Here is a 20,639-nt window from a genome sequence, read left to right on the forward strand (position 1 = left end):
TTAGGTTATTTGGATAAATAAACAAAAGGAATATGCTACTTTTTTAGTGATTGTATAATTATTAGAATTTTTAAATTTAACAGAAATATATACTTGAATGAAGTATATATTTCTGTTAAATTTATCCTATGGATAGAACAAGTTTAATTAAAGGGAATTTAGAAATGTGTGTATTGTCTATTTTGTCTACAAAGAAAAGTTATGGTTATGAAATTATGAAAGAACTTGAAGTACATAATTTAAAATTGAAAGGAGTAGGAAGTATTTATCCCATTTTAACTAAACTGAAAAATCAAGAGTGGGTTAATACTTATCAAGAAGTAACAGACAGTGGTAAAGTTAGGATTTATTACGAAATTAATGAAAATGGAAAATTACGTCTTGAGAAGAAAGTTAATGAATGGTTAGAGTTGCAATCTGATATTAAAATATTATTAAAGAGTGGTTTGAAAGGAGACCTTCTGAAATGAGGAGTGAATTAAAAGATAAAGAACAGCAATTTTTAACAGGCGTACTTAAGGAATTAAAGCAATATGATATAAGTTTAGAAGAAAGGGAAAATATTAAACAACAAATTTTAGAGCATATCCAAGAATGTCGTGAACATGGTGAGGAAAGTATAAATGACCTAGGAACGCCTCAATTATTTGTTCAAGACTTTTTGGAGATAAATGAAATTGATCTGCGAGTGAAAATGAAACAACTTCAAAATATAAATAAAAAATCTAATACATTAATCATAATTGGCATATTTGTCGCATTTATTACATACCTCATTTCACAAACTACACTTTCGATATTTTTAACTGAATCCCTTAATCCAACCAACAGTGAAAATAACTTTAATTTTAATCTTTTATATCGAATAGCAGAAAATCAATGGTGGAACTCTATATTAATAATGATTAGTTTAATGGTTTCTTTATTAATATCTATAATTTTAGTAATTTATAAAAAAAGAAAGTTATCCGAAGTACATTAAGATGAAGATATCGAAATATAAATTGTTTCTAATTTGTATAGTTTGTAATGTATTAATGTTATGTATTGCACATTCAAAAGTTTACGCTCAGCAAAATATTAGAGTTACTTTAGATATTTATATTGAAAAATTTTTAAAGGAACATAAAATTCCAGGAGCTTCAGTAGCTATTGTACATAATAGAGATGTATTTTACACAAAATTATGGGGGGTTACTGGAGAATCTGAAAAAAACATAACTAGTAAAACACCATTTGCGATTGGCTCAATAAGTAAATCTTTAACAGCTTTAGCTATAGTCAAGTTAATAGAAGATAAAAAAATAAAATTAGAGGATTCAGTTCAACAACATCTTCCTTCGTTTAAACTAAAAGATACACAATCAACTTCAAATATAACAATCCAACATCTACTAACTCATACAAGTGGAATAAACACATATGAAGGCTTAGCATTATCAGATAAACAATTGAAGAATTCTAAAGCATTAAAGGAAAATGTAATGAAACTTTCAAAAGTAAAATTAAATGCCCCACCAGGTGAAAAATATCAATATAGTAATGCAAATTATATGATACTTGGTGCCCTTATTGAGGCAGTCACAAATGAAACATATTCTTCATATATAGAAAAGCATGTTTTTCAGCCTTTAAAAATGAATGGCGCAGCGGCAAATAAAGAAAGTGCATATGAAAAAGGCTATTTAACAGGTTATCAGTCGTTGTTTGGTATACCAAGAAAAAGTGTAGTGTCTTATGATAATGCTGGAGCACCGTATGGTTATATTACCGCGAATTTGGAAGATATGATTCAATTTATAATGTTTTTGAATCACCAAGACCACACTCAATTTTTAAAGAAAGAAAGCATGGATCTTTATCTATCACCGCTTTATAAAATAAATTCAGAAAAAAGTTATGGGTTTGGATTAAGAACAACAAATATAAATGTAAGCGAAACGATGGTTTGGCATTCAGGATCAACGCCTGATGCTCGTGCAGAAATGTTTACTTTAAATAAAAGTGGCTGGGCTGGTGTGATTTTAACGAATAAAAATCATGTATTAGAAGAAACAGCACTAACGGTATTGAAAAAGGGGATTATTAGTATTTTGAATGGGGAAAAACCTGGTGATATCCCTAAAAACATACCATTCACACAAATTGTTATGTCGATAGTCACACTCTCACTCATTATTACATCAATTATGTTAATGAAAAAGTATAAACGTAAGAAAACTTGTAAAAAACAAACTTGGCTGTTCGTTGGGAGTATATTTCTACTATTATCTAGTATTTTGATCCCACTTCTTATTTATTGCACAAATTCACCGTGGCATACGATTAAATTGTTTGCAGCAGATGTAGCTTTACTCGCTAGTATTACAGTAATATTATTAGCTGTGAACGGACTAATATCAATATTTATAGCCCTGAGGAGCAAGAAAGTATAAGGATAAATAATTAAAGAAATATAATTAAAGTTGTTAAAAATAGTTGACTCTCACACAATGTCAATATTTAAGATAAAGTTGAGTTTCGAAGTAGATGTAAATCCCAAAATCTAAAAATTGCATTCCTTTTAAAGGTTGCAACAAACCATAAATTAAACTTAGTAGACATGCAAATCTAAATAGTAGTGTTTCATAATGTTTTAATGATTTGGAGGGGAAATTTTGATAGATATTAATAGAGACGTAAGAACATCTGGCGCGTATGTTCTTTATAATAATCTATTTATTTTTCAAGTTGGTCCAACAAGAAAAGGCGATACATTAGGTGTAGTAAGGCTGGGAGGCCATAAAGAAAACAATGAGACAGCATTAGAAACCGCTAAAAGAGAAGTGAAAGAAGAAGCTGCTATTGATATTACTATATTGAGTTCACCAAGTACATACTACAAAGAGAATTGGAATGCACAATCAAAGAAAATAAAAGTAGAAAATGAAGTCGCTCCAATATTAATTATTGATAGTCCATATGAAACTTTATCTATTATGTATATTGCACATTCAGAAAATGAACCAAATCCATCTTCTGAAACAAACGGACTATTATTACTTTCAGTAAGTGATATTAGGCTAATTTGTAGTAAGGAAATAACACTAAACGATTATATTAAGCAAGGTGGAATGGCTATATTGAAAGAAAAAATGGATAAGGAGTTAATCTTACAACCTTTTCCTCAACTTTTGTTTTTAGCAGAACTTTTAAAAAAGGATCCTGTATTACTTCAGCAGTTTCTAAATTAGCAACAAAAGCCACCTTAATAAGGGGCTTTTGTTTTAAATAATTTAATGGTATGTGTATCCTCCATCAGGAAATAATACATTACCTGTAGTAAAACCATTTTGCATTAAATACAGGACAGTATGTGCAATTTCATCATTATACCCAGGTCTCTGTACAAGAGAAAGAGATTTATAATCTTCATAAGCAGCTAGTCTTTTCTCACTTTGTTCATTCTCTCTTCGTATCGTTCCAGGAGAAACAACATTAACTCTAATAGGAGCTAATTCAACAGCTAAAGCTTTCCCTAAGCTTTCAATAGCACCATTACAAGCGCCATAAGCAGGTGCACCTTTAAGTGGTCTTTGACTAAATGCACCGGACATTAACACGATAGATCCAGAGTTTGAAAGAAAAGGAATCGCATATTTTACGGCGTAATATTGTGGCCAAAACTTTCCGATAAAGCTGCTTTCAGCGATTTCCTCTGTAGCGGTTATTGGTCCAAGTGTGTAAGAGGCTCCCGGTGTGAATAAATGATCAAAATTCCCAACTGTCTTGAAAAAATCTTGTAATTGCTCTTTATTTTGATTATCCAATACATAAGTTTGAAGATGGTTGTTATTTATTAATTCTCGAGAAATTTTTAATTTTTCTTCCGAGCGTCCTGCAATAATAACATGTGCGCCTTGTTCGATTGCTCGTTTTGCTGTTACTAATCCAATACCAGAGCTTCCACCAATGATAACGATACGAGTATCTTTTAATGTAGTAATAGACATATTTTAGCCCCTCCTTTAATAAAAACTTTAAAATAAAACTGCTATGCTTTTATTATTCGCTAAAAGATTGCAAGTGAAAAGTACGCACTTTATATGTACATAGTCGCAAATTTCGTACCAATCGCTTGTTATATGGATACATAATATAAAAAATTAATCATTATAATTTATGATTTGAGGGGAGTGGTGAGGAAAGTGAATTTAGAGGAACCGAAATTAAAAGGGGTAATAGCGACATTACAAATAATCGGTGGGAAATGGAAGCCACTCATTTTATTTATATTATTAACAGATGGAACGAAACGGTTTGGTGAATTAAAGCGATTAATGCCAGGCATTTCTCAAGGAACATTAGCGAAGCAGCTTCGTGAATTAGAGCACGATCAACTAATAAAACGCGAAATTTATCAAGAAATACCACCTAAAGTGGAATATAGCTTAACTGAGCATGGAAAAACAGTCAGTATTGTTTTGGATAGTATGTGTGGTTGGGGAAGAGGACATTTAGAATATATCGATAAAAACAAACTATAATATTATTATGTAAACTAAATGGGGTTTGTCGAAACATATCGTTTTAGTAATTTGTATTTTATAATATATAATTAAATAGTGTTATAGGTTATTATATATGCAGTCTTCCAGATGAGGTGATATAGATGAAATGCTGTATCGTTCGAAGTAACTAGTTGTTCGGGGCTGAAAAAATGCGTAGCAGATATAAAAGAAGACGTAGGCCCTTTCACGATAATATCAACTATGAGTCTATTTCGAGAATCATCTAAACAGTTAATGCATTTTTACAAAGGGGAAATAATAAAATGAATGAATTAGAGTATAAAAGTTTTTATGATAAAGTGGGACGATTAAATGGGTGGGACTTTAGTAAGCTAAAGTGTGAAACTGTAGGTGACACTTGGGACTTTTATGGCGAAGTGCAAGAAAGATGTAAACCATCAGATATTCTACTTGATGTTGGCACAGGTGGAGGAGAGAATATATTAAAAATAGCATCTTCAGCTGCATTACTGATTGGAATAGATAATTCTAAAGGAATGATCAAAACAGCATATTCCAATTTGAATAAAGCAGGTGTACAAAATGTTGAATTTCTTCAAATGGATTCGGAATTTTTAACGTTTCCGCATGCTCATTTTGATATTACTTCAAGTTGTCATGCGCCGTTTGTAGCACCTGAATTGGCAAAAGTAATGAAAAAAGGTGCTTTTTTCTTAACACAACAAGTTAGCGAACATGATAAATTAAATCTTAAAGAATCATTTGGTAGAGGGCAATGTTTAGGTGAAAGAGATGGTACGTTAAAAGATAATTATATGGGTGAACTTATTAGTGCAGGATTTGAACTCGTACAAGTACGTGAATATGATGTTACTGATTATTACAGTACTCCTGAGGATCTTATTTTCTTATTAAAACATACGCCTATTATTCCTAGATTTGGAGAAAAAGAAGAGGACTTTAATATTTTACAAAAGTTCATTGACGCTAATAGTTCCGAAAAAGGTATTCGTACGAATTCAAAAAGGTTTATGATTATTGCTGTTAAATCATAGTGTATTTTAACGTAAAAGCTGATTTTCTTTAAAAGAAAATCAGCTTTTTTTGTGGAAAAGAATGCAGGGGAAACTTAAAAATCATAGAAATAGGTAAAGTGGTAATCTAAAAATTGAAATATAGGGGATAATTATTTTGAAACGTTACTATATTAACAACGAAAAAATAAACGCGCATATTACTGAGTGGGGAAATAATGAAAAGCCCGTTATCTTTTGTTTACATGGGTTAGGTAGTACGAGTTTAAGTTTTATAGAAATTGCAGAGGAATTAAAGGAAGAGTATAGATTTATCTCCATTGATGCACCTGGGCATGGTAAAACACCGCCCTTTGAAAGAACGGAAGATTATGAGATGCTGAATTTAGCAAACTGGTTAAATGAAATAATAAATGAACTGAGAATTGAACATTTCTATTTTTTATCACATTCGTGGGGAAGTTTTGTAGCACTATTTTATTTATTAAATAATCCAGAAAAAGTACTAGGAAGTATTCTTATTGATGGTGGATATCAAACAAAAAGGCTTCAAGAAGAAACGCTTGAAGAGGAAATCGCGTATTACGAAAAGGATTTTGAAGAATATATTTTTAATAATTGGGGTGGATTTTTCAAAAGTGAAAAAGAAGCATATACTAGGTGGTCTCCATTAGTAGAAGTTGCTGTAAAAGACCTAGGGATTGAAATGGATAATAAAGTATGTTGGCATGCGAGAGGTACAACAGCTGGTAATATAATAAGAGGTATGCATAAAGATGAAACGATAGATATTTACGAGAAGTTACCATCTAATATTGTATTACTTCGAGCTACACTACCGCAGATATGGGATGATTATAGAGAAAAGACAGTAAAAATTTTCAAATTAAAAACTGGTGCGAAAGTAAAAGTAATCTCTGATACTACACATTTGTTGCATTGGGATAAACCAGAAGTTGTTATAGAGGAAATAAAAAGTAATTGGAGATAACATATTCATACTAAAGTTGTAGTTTTCACATGAAAAATCCACCCTTCGGTTTGATTTTATCTATTTATAAGTGTAATACAATAAGAATAAATAATAAGAAACAAGGGGGAATGTAAAGTGATTACACATATATCAGATATAAAACTACAAACGGTTTCTATAGAAGGGGTAAAACAAGTTTATAAAGACATATTATCTTTTCCAATAAAAAAAGAAACCGCATCATATATTCAATTTGAAGTAACACCGTATACAACAATTAGTTTTCAAGAAGTGTATGAAGCAATTGCACCTGCGCATTTCGCTTTTGAGATCCCATATTCAAAATTTCATGAAACGGCAAAATGGCTTAAAGAGTCTGGATTACTCATTGTGAAATGGAAAGATGGTCATACAATTGGTGAAGAGAGCGGTCTATTCAATTTATACTTTAAAGATGGTGATGGAAATCTTCTCGAAATTATCGCACATAGTTATGTTAAAGAAGAGGTATTAGTCCCGCATTCACCGTTAAACATTTTATACGTAAGGGAAATTGGTCTTCCGGTTAAAAGTGTACCTGTATTTACGGAATGGTTGAAATCAAATCTAGACATGAAAACGAAGGAAGATGGGGATATTTTCAATTTTGTTATAGGTGGCACTGCATATATCGTTGCAACCTGGTGGCAGCGACCGTGGATTCCAATCGCGATGAAAGCTTTACCACCGAAAGTACATGTTTCATTCGGAACACCGGATCATGCGTTTTTACAACAAATCCAAAATAACTTTAAGAAAAATGGTGTTCCATTTGAAAGTAAACATACTGAAGTATTGTTTATTCAACAAGGGTATTCATTTTCTGTTTTGCATACACCGGAGTTTCATTCCGATATTCCTAGAAAATTAAACTTACCACTTTCTATATAATTATAGGTAGGGGTAAGTTTTTTTCATTTTCATGAAGAAGGGTTTCAGTATAATTACACTGAATTTATAGAGGACTATAAGGCGTTATTCTAATTTACTGTAAGGAGAGAAATGAATTGAATCTAGGAAATCCGATAGCCAAAGGAAATACGGCTGAAATTTATCTTTGTGATAATAAAGTTGTGAAATTGTTTAAAGAATACTTCCCTAATACAGAATCTCTATACGAAGCACAAAAACAAAAGTATGCATATTCATGTGGTTTACACGTTCCTAAAGTATTTGAAGTTACAGAGATACAAGGTAGACAAGCTATTATTATGGAATATGTAGAAGGGGAAAGTGTTGGTGAGCTTTTGCTTAATAATTTGAGTAAAGCGGAGTATTTCATAAGTATTTGTGTAAGTATACAACAAAAAATTCATGCTATATCTGTGAACTCTAATGAAATAGAACCGATGGAAGAAAGGCTTTATCGTCAAATTAACTCCGTGCATGATCTGGATGAAAAACAAAAGGGAAATATATTAAAAAAGTTAGATTCAATCACATTTGAACCTAGAGTATGTCATGGTGATGTGAATATTATAGATTGGGTTGATGCTAGTTCAGGTGATATTCGTGCAGATGTGTTTCGGACATACTTATTGTATTCACAGAATTCAGTGGAATTAGCTGAAATGTAATTACATATGTATTGCAAAAAAACAGGTCTATTAAGAGATGAAATTTTCCAGTGGGCTCCTATTATTAGCGCAGCTAGATTGGCAGAGAGTACACCTCTGTAAATAAAAGATGTTTTCAAGTATTTGTTTTGATCCCTATTAAAATAGTGGATCATTTATTTTTTTACTCATTTCGCGCTATAGACTGGAACAGCTAAATCGAATATGTAAAAATGTTTTTCACAGTCTTGAAAATCAATCATTTGGATATAGTTTATTAATTAGTTTAAGTATCTCTTTTTCTATATTATTCATTTTAACTTTCTTTCCAAACATAAATTTTCCACTCACAAAACTACTAGTTCCTTAACTTACAAATTTCGTGTTTTATTTGGTAGAATCCTTTAAAAAAGATTTATCCCGTAAAAGTCCGATTAGTATGGGATAATAATCAGTGGGGAGGAACAAACTCCCCACTGATTAAAGTTTCACTTTATTGGAAAGTTAAGTAAATGTATGACAAAATAAGATAGCTGAAAAAATATGAAATGAGTAATTACATATGATATTTAAAGGTTCTAGAGGGTGGTTAATGTTATAAACCACAAGAAATATCAAAAGAAAGAAGTGGATACTTCTTATAATATTTAGTGAGGAGGGAGATAAATGAATGAACATATACAGCTAATGATTGAATGGATTGAGGGCAATTTAAAAAAGGAGTTTTCATTAGATAAATTATCTGATTATATGGGGTATTCTCCTTACTTCTGTTCGTTTAAATTTCATCAAGTAACAGGGATAAGTATTAGACGATATATTCTTCTTAGAAGATTGTATTTATCAACGGAAGATTTGACGAATGATAGAAAGATAATTGATATCGCATTTGATTACGATTACTCTTCGCAAGAGGCTTATAGTAGAGCATTTAAAACTGTTTTTGGTATAACCCCAGGAAAATTCCAACTTAACAAAATACCGGTTCAATCATTTATTAAACTCTCAATCAATGATGGCAAGGAGTGGGATAGAATGAATTTTTCTAGAAAAGTTGAAGTTAATCAGTTACGAAATGCGAAGAGTGAGCTGTTTGATAAAGATGTACTAAACATATTAAATGGTCAATTTATGTATGAAGAATTTAAAAGTGAAAGACTAATGGGGGAGTCTGATTACGCTCCATTTAATGAAGCTATGTGTGTAAATGCGACTACTGCACAGATTTTTGATGATGAGTTTATTAAAAAAAGGGCAGAAGGACATCAAGGTACTGTAGAAAATTATATGAAAAAGGTTATTCATCCTTTAGAGAATCTTTTTAAAAAAGAGTATAAATGTATCGTTTTATGGTTTGGTGAGGATATGTTTTGCCAAATGAATCTACTTACCGTACTTTCTTACCTTGAACAGTCTGATTATAAGGGAAAAGTATACTTAAATAGCTTCAGAGAGGATGAATTTAAAGTAAGTCAAATTGAACTTGAATTAGGGAACTATTTTTCTGTTTACAATGAAGTTCTAGTAAATCATAAAAAGCCATCTCATGAGATACTACCTGTAATGTATCAGGCGATAGATTTATATTTAGAGATGCTAAAAGAAAATAATGTAGTAGTAAAGTATATCTCCAAAAATAAAGATTTACCAACACAAGAGTTACTAAAAAGGTTGTTTAATCTTTTTCCAACAATAGGATATGGGGACCTACAATATATAGAGCTTATTAATAAAGCGAGATAAAGATTCAATTTATATTTGTTTAAGTAATTCCAATTCCTCTTCTACAAATGCCATTAATTCTTTTATTGTCTCACTAGAAAAATCAAAACGAATTCCAGCTGCTTCATATACCTCTGGTAAGGATTCAGAGCTACCTAGAGATAATGCTTTTTTGTAATTTTGTAGTGCTTGTTTAGGATTCTCTTTGTATTGTTTATACATTTGCAATGCACCAAGTTGCGCGATTGCATATTCAATATAATAGAAGGGTATTTCGAATATGTGTAGTACAGGTAACCAGCCAGTTGCTATCCAGTTTTCATAACCTTCAATATTTACCACATTCGATTGGTAAGTGTTATGTAATTCTAAATATTTTTCATTTCTTTCTTTAGCAGTATGATTTGGATTTTCATACATCCAATGTTGGAATTGATCAACGATAAGCATTTGTGGTAAATACTTAACAATATCTTTAAAGAAATCTAATTTTGCTTTTATAAATTCTTCTGTATTCTCATAAAATGTATCCCAATACTCCATCGAAAACAATTCCATTGTCATGCTGGCTAGCTCAGCTGATTCTGAAGGGATTTCTAAATATTTTTGTAGCTTTAGCTGCTTCATACATTCATTATGAATACTATGGCCCATTTCATGGAGGAAAGTAGTAACATCATAATGTGTATGATTGAGATTCATAAAAATAAAAGATAATTGAGAAGCAGGTAAGTGTTCGCAAAATCCTCCAGGTGCTTTTCCTTTACGACTTTCTAAATCTAAGCAATCATTTTTATGCATACGGCTCAATAATGCAGAAAATTCTGGGTCTAGTTTTTGTAAAATATGAGAACTTTTTTCGATTAAATCACTCTCGTCTTCAATGGGTTTTAATACTTTTTGATTTGGTGCGGCTGCTTTTAGATCCCACGGACGAAGTGTATCTACTTGAAGTTCAGCTTTTTTCTCATTAAATATATTATCAATAAGTGGCACAACGTATTTACGAACGGATTCTGCAAGTTCATAGCAATCATCAGCCGTATAATCAAAACGTTCATGTTTTTTAAACATATAATCACGATAATTATCTAATTGAATGTTTTTTGCCTTTTGGTGACGGATTGCAATTAATTCATTTAAAATATGTTGTAAATTATTTTCAACAGATAAAAATTTTTCAGAAATGAGCGTTTTTGCTTTTTTTCGTATATCACGATTCGGATTTTGTAAGTAAGACTGTAGTTCAGTAATTGTTTTTTCTTCGCCATCCCATAGTGCAGTCAAACTGCCTGTAATTTCGAAGTACTCGGTTACTAATTTGTCTTCTTTTACTTCTAAATCAATGTTCTTTTCACAAAATAATGTTTGCGCATTTTTTATTTTTTTATCTAGTAAGCTATAAGTTTTTGGATCAAGTTGCATTCGAAATGGTGACTCTAAATATTTATTATCAAAGGAATTTTGATAACGTTTCAAAAGAGGCCTTACATATTGTTGATCATATTCAAACGTATCTTTTATTTCTTTGTTATCTGTATTACATTGAAAGTCAATATAGTGTGATCTCAATTGTTCTTCGATTTCCCATATTAATTTCGACTGTATTTTCAGCCAATTTTCTAAATCTTCTCCTGAAGAAATGGGTTTACTTAATAAAGTAGATAATTCGTTCTCTAGCTCATGTATATTACGGATATCGATCGTATTAGAGTTCTGCATTATTTACCCCTCACTTTTTATTTACTCAAGGAGGTATTCTTCTTTTTCGCTATGATTCCTTTTTTTTCTAGAAAATTTGTGCCTATTACTCCAAGAACAATCATAAGTGTACCGACAATATGATAGTAGGCAATTTGCTCGTGTAAGAATACAACGCCTGCGATAATGGTAATAAGTGTAGATAAGTTGCTAAAAACACTTATTTTGGCTGCTTCAATATAAGATAATGAATAGTTTAATAATAATGCTGTCAGTAAGGAAGATAGTAATCCTAAATATAAAATGGAGATAAGGAATGTTCCATTCGTAAATGGCTTAAAGTATACAGTTATTGTACCTTTGTTCATATGGTCAATGATTGCGATGAAATTAAAACTAATAAAACCGATTGCTGTCATTGTGTATGTTAAATCCATCAGCTTGAATTTCTTTGTCATTTTTCGAGTTAATACATTGTAGCAAGCAGATGATAATGCCGATAATAAAATGAGAATAACACCGATAAAGCTCGTTTCATGAGCCCCTATACCATTCATAACAAATATATAAATGACACCTATGACAGAAATACATACTGATGTTTTTTGCCATGTATTCGTATATTCTTTTAAAAAATAGGAAGCTAGTATCATCGTAAATATAGGGATCGTTGCTTGTATAATTCCAGCCTCAGATGAACTTGTATATACTAAGCCAAATGCTTGGAAAGCAAAGAACAATGCTGGATAAAATATTGCGAGTGGTAAAAGTGTAAGTATGTTTTTAAATGATATATTTAACTTTACAAAACCGAAAATAACCGGAATGGTTGCTGCTATGAAGGCAACTGTAAAACGGTGAGCCAGAGTATCAAGAGGACTCGTAATGGTTAGTGCTAGTTTCACAAACATAAATGAAAACCCAATAATAAATGAATAGAGTAATGCTGATATATATGCTTTTGTTGTATTTGTCATAATTCCACCTCATAGTAGTTGATTTCTTACTGGCCAGTATAAGTACATAGTAATCCTTCTGATCTAGTGCTACAATGTGAACAAATACAAACTGTACCGGTACAAAAAAATAGGAGGTGTAATGATGTATAAATATTTACATGTTTTGACCGACTTAGAAAGTATGATTCAAAATGGTGAGATAAAAGAAGGAAAGAAATTACCGTCTATACGGTCGCTTGTTACACAATATGAATGTAATAAAGCGACTGTAATACGAGCGCTGCATGAATTGGAAAAGCGTCATATTATTTATTCTGTACCTCAAAGTGGATACTACGTTGTTAAGAAATCTGGAAGTTACGTAGAAAGTAACGAGATTATTGATTTCGCTTCTTCGGCCCCAGATCCAGATGTTTTTCCATACTTAGATTTTCAGCATTGCATTAATAAAGCGATTGATACCTATAAGAATGATTTGTTTATATACGGAACACCGAAAGGGTTACCATCTTTAATTTCGGTTGTGCAAAAACAGTTAGCAAACTATCAAGTTTTCACGAAGGAAGATAATATATTTATAACGTCAGGTGTGCAGCAAGCACTTGCTATATTAACTTCAATACCATTTCCGAATGAACATAATATGATTCTAATTGAACAGCCAAGTTACCATTTATATATTGAATATGTAGAAACAAATAACATTCCTGTAATCGGAATTAAGCGTACGCATGAGGGGATAGATTTAAATGAACTAGAGCGGATATTCAGCACAGAAAAAATTAAATTCTTTTATACAACTCCAAGATTTCATCATCCACTTGGAACTTCGTATTCTAAAAAAGAGAGAGAAAAGATTATTAAACTTGCGAAGAAATATAATGTATTTATAGTAGAAGACGACTATTTAGCAGATTTAGAAACTGATTCAAAAGTAGATCCGTTTTACAGCCAAGATAATTGTAATCATGTTATATATTTAAAAAGTTATTCGAAAATCATCTTTCCTGGTTTGCGAGTCGGTGTTGCAGTCATCCCGCAATCCATTGCAGATGCCTTTTATAAGTATAAAAAGATTTTAGATATCGATAGTCCTATGATTTCGCAAGCTGCTTTAGAAATTTACATAAAGAGCGGAATGTTTGATCGGCATAAACATAAAATAAAAACATCTTACTACAATAGGTCAAAAAAACTAGCGGCAGTAGTAGAAGGTATTCAAAATGAAAATCCACATTTGTTTACTTATAGAACAGTAGATCCAATTGGAATACACACTTGTTTACAGTTGAAAAAAAATATAGTCACGGACACATTTATTAAAAATTTAAGCAAGAGTCAAATAAGTATAGATTCTATTGATAAAAATTATTTAAGTAACTTTCATAAAGAGAGATTGTTAAAGTTAAATGTATCTAATGTAAAAGAAGAAAAGATTGAAGAAGGGATTGGCAAAGTAATTGGGGAAATAAAACGAACGAACCGTGTGGATTTTCAGTTTAAAAAAGAATAAAAATTATGAGGGGGCGTGTTTTGAATAGAATAGCCTTGTTTGTATGTATTGCTCTTATTGATTCACAATATTATTGTTTAATTACAAAAAAATCGTTACGTTCATGATCTTCCATTAAAAGGGCATTTTCTTGAATGTGGATAAGAGAATGGGTTATTTATATGTGAATTAAAGGTAATTCAGAAGGTGTTATTTCGTTTTAGTATGTGGAAATATTACTCAACATTATGGAGGAGATCGATTATGAGCAATACACAGACATTACGAGGGCTAACCACAGTTAGTTTTTGGACAGATAATCTAGCAGCCGCAAAGAAATGGTACGCTGACCTATTAGGAAGTGAACCATACTTTGAACGTCCAGGATATGCCGAATTTCGCATTGGCGACTACCAACATGAGCTAGGTTTAATCGATAGTCGTTATGCGCCAGTTGGTACAGTGACCGGTCCAGCTGGTGCTCGCGTATTGGCATGTTGATGATGTTACAGCAACTTACAATAAGCTGATGTCTATGGGAGCGAAAGAGTATGAGGCACCTACAGAGCGCGGCGTGGGATTCACCACCGCTTCTGTAGTTGATCCCTTCGGAAACATATTAGGCATTATGTACAATCAGCACTATTTAGATGTGCGGATTTCGAACAAAAAAGCGTGAACCTCGCTGTTGCACCAAGAGGCATAGGGTGCAATGCTACTCAAATTTAATTCATATTATTTTACCCCTTTCTTAAAAAAAGAACGGGGTTATGCTTGTTTTAGGTTCGTAAACGTAAAGTAACTCCAAGATATATAATATAAAATACCCCAGAGTAAGCTTTTAAATAACAGTTTACCTTCATTTTCTATAATATAACCTAATATTAATATATATAGTAGATATTTACTTTATAAAATAAGGGGAAATATTTTGAAAAGAATGTATTAAATCAAAATTAAAGTTTAAAGAGTACTCAGGAGTTGAGTGCTCTTTTTCTTTATACTGTACACAAATAATTTATCTTTGCACATATACAAAACATTTTTTGAAGTTTATCAAAAAATAGGGAATTATTACTAAATTAATGATATCCTTAAAGTAGGTTTTTAATTTTGTATAGGAGGGTGATGAAATCTATGGCGGTACGTATAGTCGATGATTTACAACAATTCTCTTTATTACTTATGTTTTTGAGTACATTAATATTTTACAGATACTTAAAGAAGATTAAACGAGAGAGAAAACTGACTTCTTTCGAATGGACAATGTATTTTGTCACTCAATTCGCGACTTCTATTTGGGCAATTACTTATTTTATTAAATTCTTGTCTGAATCGTAAGTTACATTAAACCATTTTAGTTTACTGGGTTATTGTTATCTATTAGGGATATAAATATAGTCCGTATCTAAGGCAATGACGACATCGCTCTTAATGTCTTCTTGTAATGACTTTGGAATGTTTTCAAAATGATAACGTACACAAAATAAATTTATAAGCTCCTCATTAGATAACTCTTCATTTTTTACGTTAAAATACATTTTTTTTAACTTACTGATAGAACAGTTATGACCAATAACATACTCATTAATTCCATATCCATCAAATTCAATTATCATGATATCACTGTTGAGTGCTAGCCAACATTATAGCTTTAATTTTGGATGAATCTTTCCTATTGATTATTGTAGCTTAAAGTTTAGTGAGAATATATTTTTTATAAAGTGAGAGAGTAGTAATGGAACAATATAAATTAGTTCTAGAAGGGCCTAAACAACTGAAGTGGCAAACGGATAAAATTAGGTCTTTACAGGATGATGAAATTATCGTTAAAACAATCGCAGGTGCAATTAGTATTGGAGCAGAGTTACCACAGTATAAAGAATCGGATGTTACAGATACAAATCCTTTTTATCCAAGAAAAACTGGATATGAAAGTTATGGTGAAGTTATTCAAGTTGGTAATAAAGTAACAAATTTAAACGTAGGCGATAAAGTGGTTTCTTTTTATGGGCATCAAACGATCGGAATAGTTAAGGAACATAAAGTAATTCGAATACCTAGTTATATAAATCCTAAAGTTGCCTTATTATCCATTCTTTCATGTGATGCTGCTAAAGGAGTATTAAAACTAAACCCACGACAGGCTAAAAAAGTACTTATTACTGGAATGGGAGTTATGGGTTTACTCACATGTTATTTCTTAAAATACTATGCAGGTGTTGAATATGTGGATGTTGTTGAACCTGATAGAAATAGAAGAGACTTTGTAAAGAAATTTGGTGCAAAAAACATATATGATTCAGAAGAGAAAATAATAGAAACATATAGTTACGGTTTCGAATGTTCAGCTACAAATAGCGGATTCCGTACATTGCAAAAAGCACTTAACAGTAATGGTGTAATATGTATACTTTCTGATGGTAATAAAGTAGAACTAACATTAACCGCCGACTTTTATCGGAAAGAATTGCAAATCATTGGGTCAAGTGACGGATACGATTATCAAAAACATGCAGATTGTTTTTTTAGAAAAATAGAACAAACACCATTTATAGAAGAAATTTTTCAACATGAAATACATTATACTGCACTCATACAATGTTTTGAGGAACTGAGTCAAGGGATAATTAATCCTTTAAAAGTATACGTTTCATATGAATAATGAAAAACTAGCCAAATATTTGTCACATACCTTATATATGTCTTTTCTCAATTATGATATTCAAAATAAGAAGGAACACATATGAAAATTTTTGTAGCAGGTGCAACAGCACGTTCTTTAATACCAATGCCAATAAAAGAAGGTCATACTGTGTATGCAATGATTCGTAACGAATCACAAGTAGAAGCAATGAAGAAAGTTGATGCTTTACCAGTACTAGCTGGGAGAGAGGTGCTTCAAAGAATAAGGCACGTAAAGAGAATGGATACTTTAAAATATCATAAAAATCCTTTAATGGGAATACTAGTAACATTCACTATTAAAGGATTGGGCTGTAATGAATATACTTTTTGAAAGCATTATTTTAATCCTCACTGGAATTATTGTTTTAAAATTGACAGGTAGTAAATCTGTTAGCCAAATGACGAGAGCTGAAATTATTATTGTGGTTTCTATAGGTCGTATTATTGTAGAACCTATATTAAGTAGGAAAGTAGGCCCATCTATTTTTGCTGCGTTTATTTTTGCGGGTGTTTTACTTATTATTCATTTTTTTGAATTGAAATCACGAAAAGTAGAAAAGTTTCTAAATGGAAATAGCATTATTGTTATAGAAAACGGAGAAATCTTAAAAAAGAATTTATTACGCGCGAAAATGTCAGAACAACAATTATTTATGCATCTGAGAGAAAAAGGTATACATGAAATCAAGAATTTACAACAAGCAACTGTAGAAACGAATGGACGGATTGGGTATCAACTAACTACTAAAGCACAACCAGTTACTTTGGAAATGCTAGAAAAGCTTCTAGAGCAATGCAATCTGAAAAAATAGTTTTAGACTGAAAAGCGCTTCTTGTACATAAAGGCACTTTTCGCAAACGTGTAAAAGTCCCTTCAGTAATCCTGAAGGGACTTTCGTGTTATCCAATTTACCGAGGGTGATGACGATCAATATTACGATTAACAACAACATTAAAGTTCATAAAAATAAACAGAATGAAAAATTGACAAAAAATGAGAATAGTAGTAATCTAACGTAAAACATACGCTACCGTATTTTATTGGAGAGATAATATGCAATTAACGAGGGAAGACTGGATAAAAGTAGGATTACAACAATTAGCTAATGAAGGAATACATAAAGTTCGCATTGAAGCACTTGCTCGATTGCTAAAAATAAGCAAAGGAAGCTTCTATCACTATTTTCGTGACCATCAAGAGCTTTTAGATTCTATGCTCGACTTTTGGGAAGTACATGCAACAAAGCTGATTGTTCAAAGTATGGAGCAACAGGATGCCTCTTTAGAACAGCTATTACAGATTAGTTTTAATCGAGATAAAAAAATTGAGAATGGTATTTATGCTTGGGCTAAATATGATCCTGTTGTGGCAACACGTTTAGTAGATATAGAAGAACAAAGAATTTCTTGTGTTGCAAAATTGTATCAAAAAATGGGCGTAGACGAAACTGAATCAATTGATCGAGCGAGACTTGCCTATTTAACGTATGTAGGATGGATGACAAGGTTTGAAGCAAATCTTAATTTTGATATTGATAAAATGGTTGAGCTTTTAACTTCTTTCAGCGGGTGTCCAAACATCCATTGAAAAAAGTAAAGCCTCCGGACGCAATTATGCTGAGGCATAATTGATTATTCGATAATAAATGTCCCTAATATGGTTATAAAACCTGAAGGGACAAAATTTTCACTATAACATACGGTAGTGTATGTTATCTTTGAAGTTACAAAATTGGGGGCGAATAAATGAAATTACTATTAATAGTAGTAGCTGTGGGGCTTCTGTGGTTTATCAGTTTTTTGCATATTTATTGGGCTTTTGGAGGTCGATGGGGTTCTGCTGCTGTTATCCCAGTAAAAGAGGGAGAACATAAGCCTGCTTTTACTCCGAGAATATGGGGAACATTATTCGTAGCCATTCTTATTCTATTAGCTAGTGTCATTATTGTTGTTCAAGTAGGTTATTTGCAGGGGTTCGAAGCAAATAGTTTATCTAAAATCGGAAGTATTGTCTGCGCTTTAGTTTTCATTATTAGGGCAATTGGTGATTTTAAGTTTGTTGGATTTTTTAAAAAAATTAAACATTCTCAGTTTGCTAGATATGACACTTGGTTCTATAGTCCATTATGCTTATTCTTTGGTTTTGTCTATATCATGTTGTTGTTTTAATAAGTATAATGAATTCCCTATAAAATAAATTTTATGCAGGAAGAAAACAGCTCTTATTGAACAAGTAGCAATAAAAAGAAGTTTGAGCATAGCAATAGAGCAATACGGGTTCTGGTGACAGCGAAGTCCGCTATGATTAGTCATTTGTGTTTAAAAAGAGGATAGATAGGGCGAATTTATTCAAGCTCTTCTATCCTTTTAATTTTTATAAATCTAATGTATGACATTAGATAAGAATTCACTATTAATAATAGGTTCAGCTTATATCTTGACTTTTAATAAAATTTTAAAGTGTTGGTTTTTTATTGTGTGAATAATAGGTTAGTTGTTGTTTTGGAGTTTAAATCATTGATTTAAACTTAGCAATGGTATCATGTAACCTTTCTAATCCAATCAACATATCTTTTTCATTTAACATTGAATAACTAATTCGCAAATGATTATATTGATTTTCATGGTTTATCAGACAAGCTGTGCCGGGTAAAAAAGAAACATCTACTTCATTTGTTTTTTGTAATAATGTAAAAGGATCGATTGACTGTGGGAGTGTAACCCATAAGTTAAATCCACCATTAGGTATTTCAAATTCTAATTCTTTTAATGGAGATAATATACCAATTGTTAAATCTCGTCTAATTTGTAAAGCTGTACGTAATTTTTCTAAATGATTTTTCATTCGTTCCGCTCGTAAAAAAGGAAGTAGTGCTTTCTGCGTTAATAAAGGGCTACCAATATCCATAGAAGCCTTCACAGCGTATAACCATTCAAAGATATGTCCTTCAGCTGCAAGTGCCGCGATGCGAAGACCTGGTGCTAACGTTTTACTAAATCCTTTTAAATATATAACATGACCATTTGTATCAAAGCTTTTTATTGGAGGGGGAATTTTAAAATCCTCAAAATATATCTCTCCGAAAGAATCATCCTCAATAATGAAGAAGTTATATAGCTCTGCTAGTTCTACAAGTTCCATTCTTCTTTCTTTACTCATTACTGTGCCCGTTGGATTCTGAAAAGTAGGATTCACATATAACAAAACAGGATTCTTTCTTTGACAAATATCATCGATTAGATCTGAGCGAATGCCGTTGTTATCAAGACTAACAGGGATAATTTGAACTCCTTTATTAACAAATACATCAAGCGCCGCTCCATAACACGGACTTTCTACTAACACTATGTCTCCAGGCTTTAATAATGTTTGGGCGATTAAATCGATTCCTTGCTGGGCACCACTTGTAATTAATAATTGAGATGGATCTGTAACTAATTGTTGGTGTTCTTTTAAGTAGTTTGTTATTTCCACTCTAAGTTCTTTGTCACCTTGAACAGGTCCGTATGTTGCCAGTATCATTTGATCCTTATTAAGTAATTTGTGCATTTCATCTGAAAGAAACGGATTTGGTAATAAACGTGGATAAAGGACAGCCTGTGAAAAATCAAAATATTTACGATGTTGGTTCATTACATATTGAGAACGCATAACATTAATGGATTTCGTTTGTTGCCATTGATATGGGATTGGTTTGAAATCTTTATTCACACGTTTATGTATATAGGCACCTTTTCCTTGTTCAATTCGTATATAACCTTTCGTTTCTAACTGTTTATAAGCTTTACGAACAGTTAATAAACTAATTTGCAAATCATCGGCCATAGAACGTAAAGAAGGGAGGTAATCGCCATGTGAAAGCATCCCGCTTTGAATTCTCTCAACAATTTGCATATATATTTGTTGGTAATATGGTATGTTGGATTCTTTACGTAGTACTATCTTCATAGAATCACCTGTTTT

General features: G+C 31.7%; 21 protein-coding genes and 3 pseudogenes. 18 read left to right on the forward strand and 6 right to left on the reverse strand.

What is annotated here, in order from left to right; all coding sequences use genetic code 11:
• The first annotated feature begins 128 nt into the window (after window positions 1-128).
• The 4 genes from MKY70_RS13310 to MKY70_RS13325 all read left to right on the forward strand — a co-directional run bounded on the left by MKY70_RS13310 (window position 129) and on the right by MKY70_RS13325 (window position 3,233).
• Window positions 129-470, forward strand: a complete 342-nt coding sequence (locus tag MKY70_RS13310; RefSeq protein ID WP_002085418.1) for a PadR family transcriptional regulator — start codon at window positions 129-131, stop codon at window positions 468-470.
• On the forward strand, window positions 467-982 hold the full coding sequence (locus tag MKY70_RS13315; RefSeq protein ID WP_098168227.1) for a hypothetical protein: 516 nt from the start codon (window positions 467-469) through the stop codon (window positions 980-982). The genes MKY70_RS13310 and MKY70_RS13315 overlap by 4 nt, the downstream gene beginning before the upstream one ends.
• 1 nt (window position 983) lies before the next feature.
• Window positions 984-2,435 carry a serine hydrolase domain-containing protein gene (locus MKY70_RS13320; protein ID WP_341024579.1) on the forward strand — a complete coding sequence of 484 codons (1,452 nt, stop codon included), beginning with the start codon at window positions 984-986 and terminating at the stop codon, window positions 2,433-2,435.
• A gap of 222 nt (window positions 2,436-2,657) precedes the next feature.
• The gene (locus tag MKY70_RS13325) at window positions 2,658-3,233 is read left to right on the forward strand and encodes an NUDIX hydrolase (RefSeq protein WP_341024582.1); all 576 of its coding nucleotides are present in this window, start codon (window positions 2,658-2,660) and stop codon (window positions 3,231-3,233) included.
• A gap of 42 nt (window positions 3,234-3,275) precedes the next feature.
• On the opposite strand, the gene MKY70_RS13330 is transcribed toward MKY70_RS13325, so the two are convergent.
• Window positions 3,276-3,992, reverse strand: coding sequence for an SDR family oxidoreductase (locus MKY70_RS13330; protein WP_341024583.1), 717 nt, complete (start codon window positions 3,990-3,992; stop codon window positions 3,276-3,278).
• 186 nt (window positions 3,993-4,178) lie between these two features.
• Here MKY70_RS13330 and MKY70_RS13335 point away from each other — a divergent pair, with 186 nt between their 5' ends.
• The 5 genes and pseudogenes from MKY70_RS13335 to MKY70_RS13355 all read left to right on the forward strand — a co-directional run bounded on the left by MKY70_RS13335 (window position 4,179) and on the right by MKY70_RS13355 (window position 8,236).
• Window positions 4,179-4,526: a winged helix-turn-helix transcriptional regulator gene (locus tag MKY70_RS13335; RefSeq protein WP_002141868.1), complete on the forward strand. Its 348-nt coding sequence runs from the start codon at window positions 4,179-4,181 to the stop codon at window positions 4,524-4,526.
• Between the two features lie 287 nt (window positions 4,527-4,813).
• A complete protein-coding gene (locus MKY70_RS13340) occupies window positions 4,814-5,566 on the forward strand; it encodes a class I SAM-dependent methyltransferase (protein ID WP_341024584.1) in 753 nt (250 codons plus the stop codon).
• A 136-nt stretch (window positions 5,567-5,702) separates the two neighbouring features.
• Window positions 5,703-6,536: an alpha/beta fold hydrolase gene (locus MKY70_RS13345; protein ID WP_341024585.1), complete on the forward strand. Its 834-nt coding sequence runs from the start codon at window positions 5,703-5,705 to the stop codon at window positions 6,534-6,536.
• Between the two features lie 117 nt (window positions 6,537-6,653).
• Window positions 6,654-7,448 (forward strand): VOC family protein, encoded by a 795-nt coding sequence (locus tag MKY70_RS13350; protein ID WP_341024586.1) that lies wholly within the window; start codon window positions 6,654-6,656, stop codon window positions 7,446-7,448.
• 116 nt (window positions 7,449-7,564) lie between these two features.
• Window positions 7,565-8,236, forward strand: a pseudogene (locus tag MKY70_RS13355) (aminoglycoside phosphotransferase family protein).
• 71 nt (window positions 8,237-8,307) lie between these two features.
• On the opposite strand, the pseudogene MKY70_RS13360 reads toward MKY70_RS13355, so the two are convergent.
• Window positions 8,308-8,382 (reverse strand): annotated as a pseudogene (locus MKY70_RS13360) (aminoglycoside phosphotransferase); the annotation flags it as partial.
• 397 nt (window positions 8,383-8,779) lie between these two features.
• Here MKY70_RS13360 and MKY70_RS13365 point away from each other — a divergent pair.
• Window positions 8,780-9,856 carry a helix-turn-helix domain-containing protein gene (locus tag MKY70_RS13365; protein WP_341024587.1) on the forward strand — a complete coding sequence of 359 codons (1,077 nt, stop codon included), beginning with the start codon at window positions 8,780-8,782 and terminating at the stop codon, window positions 9,854-9,856.
• 9 nt (window positions 9,857-9,865) lie between these two features.
• Here the strand turns inward: MKY70_RS13365 and MKY70_RS13370 are convergent, their stop codons facing one another.
• Both MKY70_RS13370 and MKY70_RS13375 read right to left on the reverse strand, forming a co-directional pair.
• On the reverse strand, window positions 9,866-11,557 hold the full coding sequence (locus tag MKY70_RS13370) for a M3 family oligoendopeptidase (protein ID WP_341024588.1): 1,692 nt from the start codon (window positions 11,555-11,557) through the stop codon (window positions 9,866-9,868).
• Window positions 11,558-11,574: 17 nt separating this feature from the next.
• A complete protein-coding gene (locus MKY70_RS13375; protein ID WP_002141875.1) occupies window positions 11,575-12,513 on the reverse strand; it encodes a DMT family transporter in 939 nt (312 codons plus the stop codon).
• A gap of 124 nt (window positions 12,514-12,637) precedes the next feature.
• On the opposite strand from MKY70_RS13375, the gene MKY70_RS13380 reads away from it, so the two are divergent.
• The 3 genes and pseudogenes from MKY70_RS13380 to MKY70_RS13390 all read left to right on the forward strand — a co-directional run bounded on the left by MKY70_RS13380 (window position 12,638) and on the right by MKY70_RS13390 (window position 15,328).
• Window positions 12,638-14,008 carry an aminotransferase-like domain-containing protein gene (locus MKY70_RS13380; RefSeq protein ID WP_341024591.1) on the forward strand — a complete coding sequence of 457 codons (1,371 nt, stop codon included), beginning with the start codon at window positions 12,638-12,640 and terminating at the stop codon, window positions 14,006-14,008.
• A 243-nt stretch (window positions 14,009-14,251) separates the two neighbouring features.
• Window positions 14,252-14,666: pseudogene (locus MKY70_RS13385) on the forward strand (VOC family protein).
• 458 nt (window positions 14,667-15,124) lie between these two features.
• Window positions 15,125-15,328 carry a hypothetical protein gene (locus tag MKY70_RS13390; RefSeq protein ID WP_000290880.1) on the forward strand — a complete coding sequence of 68 codons (204 nt, stop codon included), beginning with the start codon at window positions 15,125-15,127 and terminating at the stop codon, window positions 15,326-15,328.
• 35 nt (window positions 15,329-15,363) lie between these two features.
• On the opposite strand, the gene MKY70_RS13395 is transcribed toward MKY70_RS13390, so the two are convergent.
• Window positions 15,364-15,606 (reverse strand): hypothetical protein, encoded by a 243-nt coding sequence (locus MKY70_RS13395; RefSeq protein WP_341024593.1) that lies wholly within the window; start codon window positions 15,604-15,606, stop codon window positions 15,364-15,366.
• Between the two features lie 119 nt (window positions 15,607-15,725).
• Between MKY70_RS13395 and MKY70_RS13400 the strand changes: the two genes are divergently transcribed.
• The 5 genes from MKY70_RS13400 (at window position 15,726) to MKY70_RS13420 (ending at window position 18,844) form a co-directional block, all read left to right on the forward strand.
• The gene (locus MKY70_RS13400; RefSeq protein ID WP_341024595.1) at window positions 15,726-16,652 is read left to right on the forward strand and encodes a zinc-binding dehydrogenase; all 927 of its coding nucleotides are present in this window, start codon (window positions 15,726-15,728) and stop codon (window positions 16,650-16,652) included.
• Between the two features lie 81 nt (window positions 16,653-16,733).
• Window positions 16,734-17,006, forward strand: a complete 273-nt coding sequence (locus tag MKY70_RS13405; RefSeq protein WP_078182362.1) for a hypothetical protein — start codon at window positions 16,734-16,736, stop codon at window positions 17,004-17,006.
• Entirely contained in the window at window positions 16,990-17,487 is a 498-nt protein-coding gene (locus MKY70_RS13410; RefSeq protein WP_002085380.1) for a DUF421 domain-containing protein, read from the forward strand. Before MKY70_RS13405 ends, MKY70_RS13410 begins: the two co-directional genes overlap by 17 nt.
• Window positions 17,488-17,729: 242 nt before the next feature.
• Entirely contained in the window at window positions 17,730-18,263 is a 534-nt protein-coding gene (locus MKY70_RS13415) for a TetR/AcrR family transcriptional regulator (RefSeq protein ID WP_002013313.1), read from the forward strand.
• Between the two features lie 158 nt (window positions 18,264-18,421).
• Window positions 18,422-18,844 carry a DUF3995 domain-containing protein gene (locus MKY70_RS13420; protein WP_002085376.1) on the forward strand — a complete coding sequence of 141 codons (423 nt, stop codon included), beginning with the start codon at window positions 18,422-18,424 and terminating at the stop codon, window positions 18,842-18,844.
• Between the two features lie 340 nt (window positions 18,845-19,184).
• Here the strand turns inward: MKY70_RS13420 and pdxR are convergent, their stop codons facing one another.
• Window positions 19,185-20,624: a MocR-like pyridoxine biosynthesis transcription factor PdxR gene (pdxR, locus tag MKY70_RS13425; protein ID WP_341024599.1), complete on the reverse strand. Its 1,440-nt coding sequence runs from the start codon at window positions 20,622-20,624 to the stop codon at window positions 19,185-19,187.
• Window positions 20,625-20,639 lie beyond the last annotated feature (15 nt).

This window comes from Bacillus sp. FSL R9-9492, from assembly GCF_038007365.1.
In the GTDB taxonomy this organism is placed as follows: domain Bacteria; phylum Bacillota; class Bacilli; order Bacillales; family Bacillaceae_G; genus Bacillus_A; species Bacillus_A mycoides.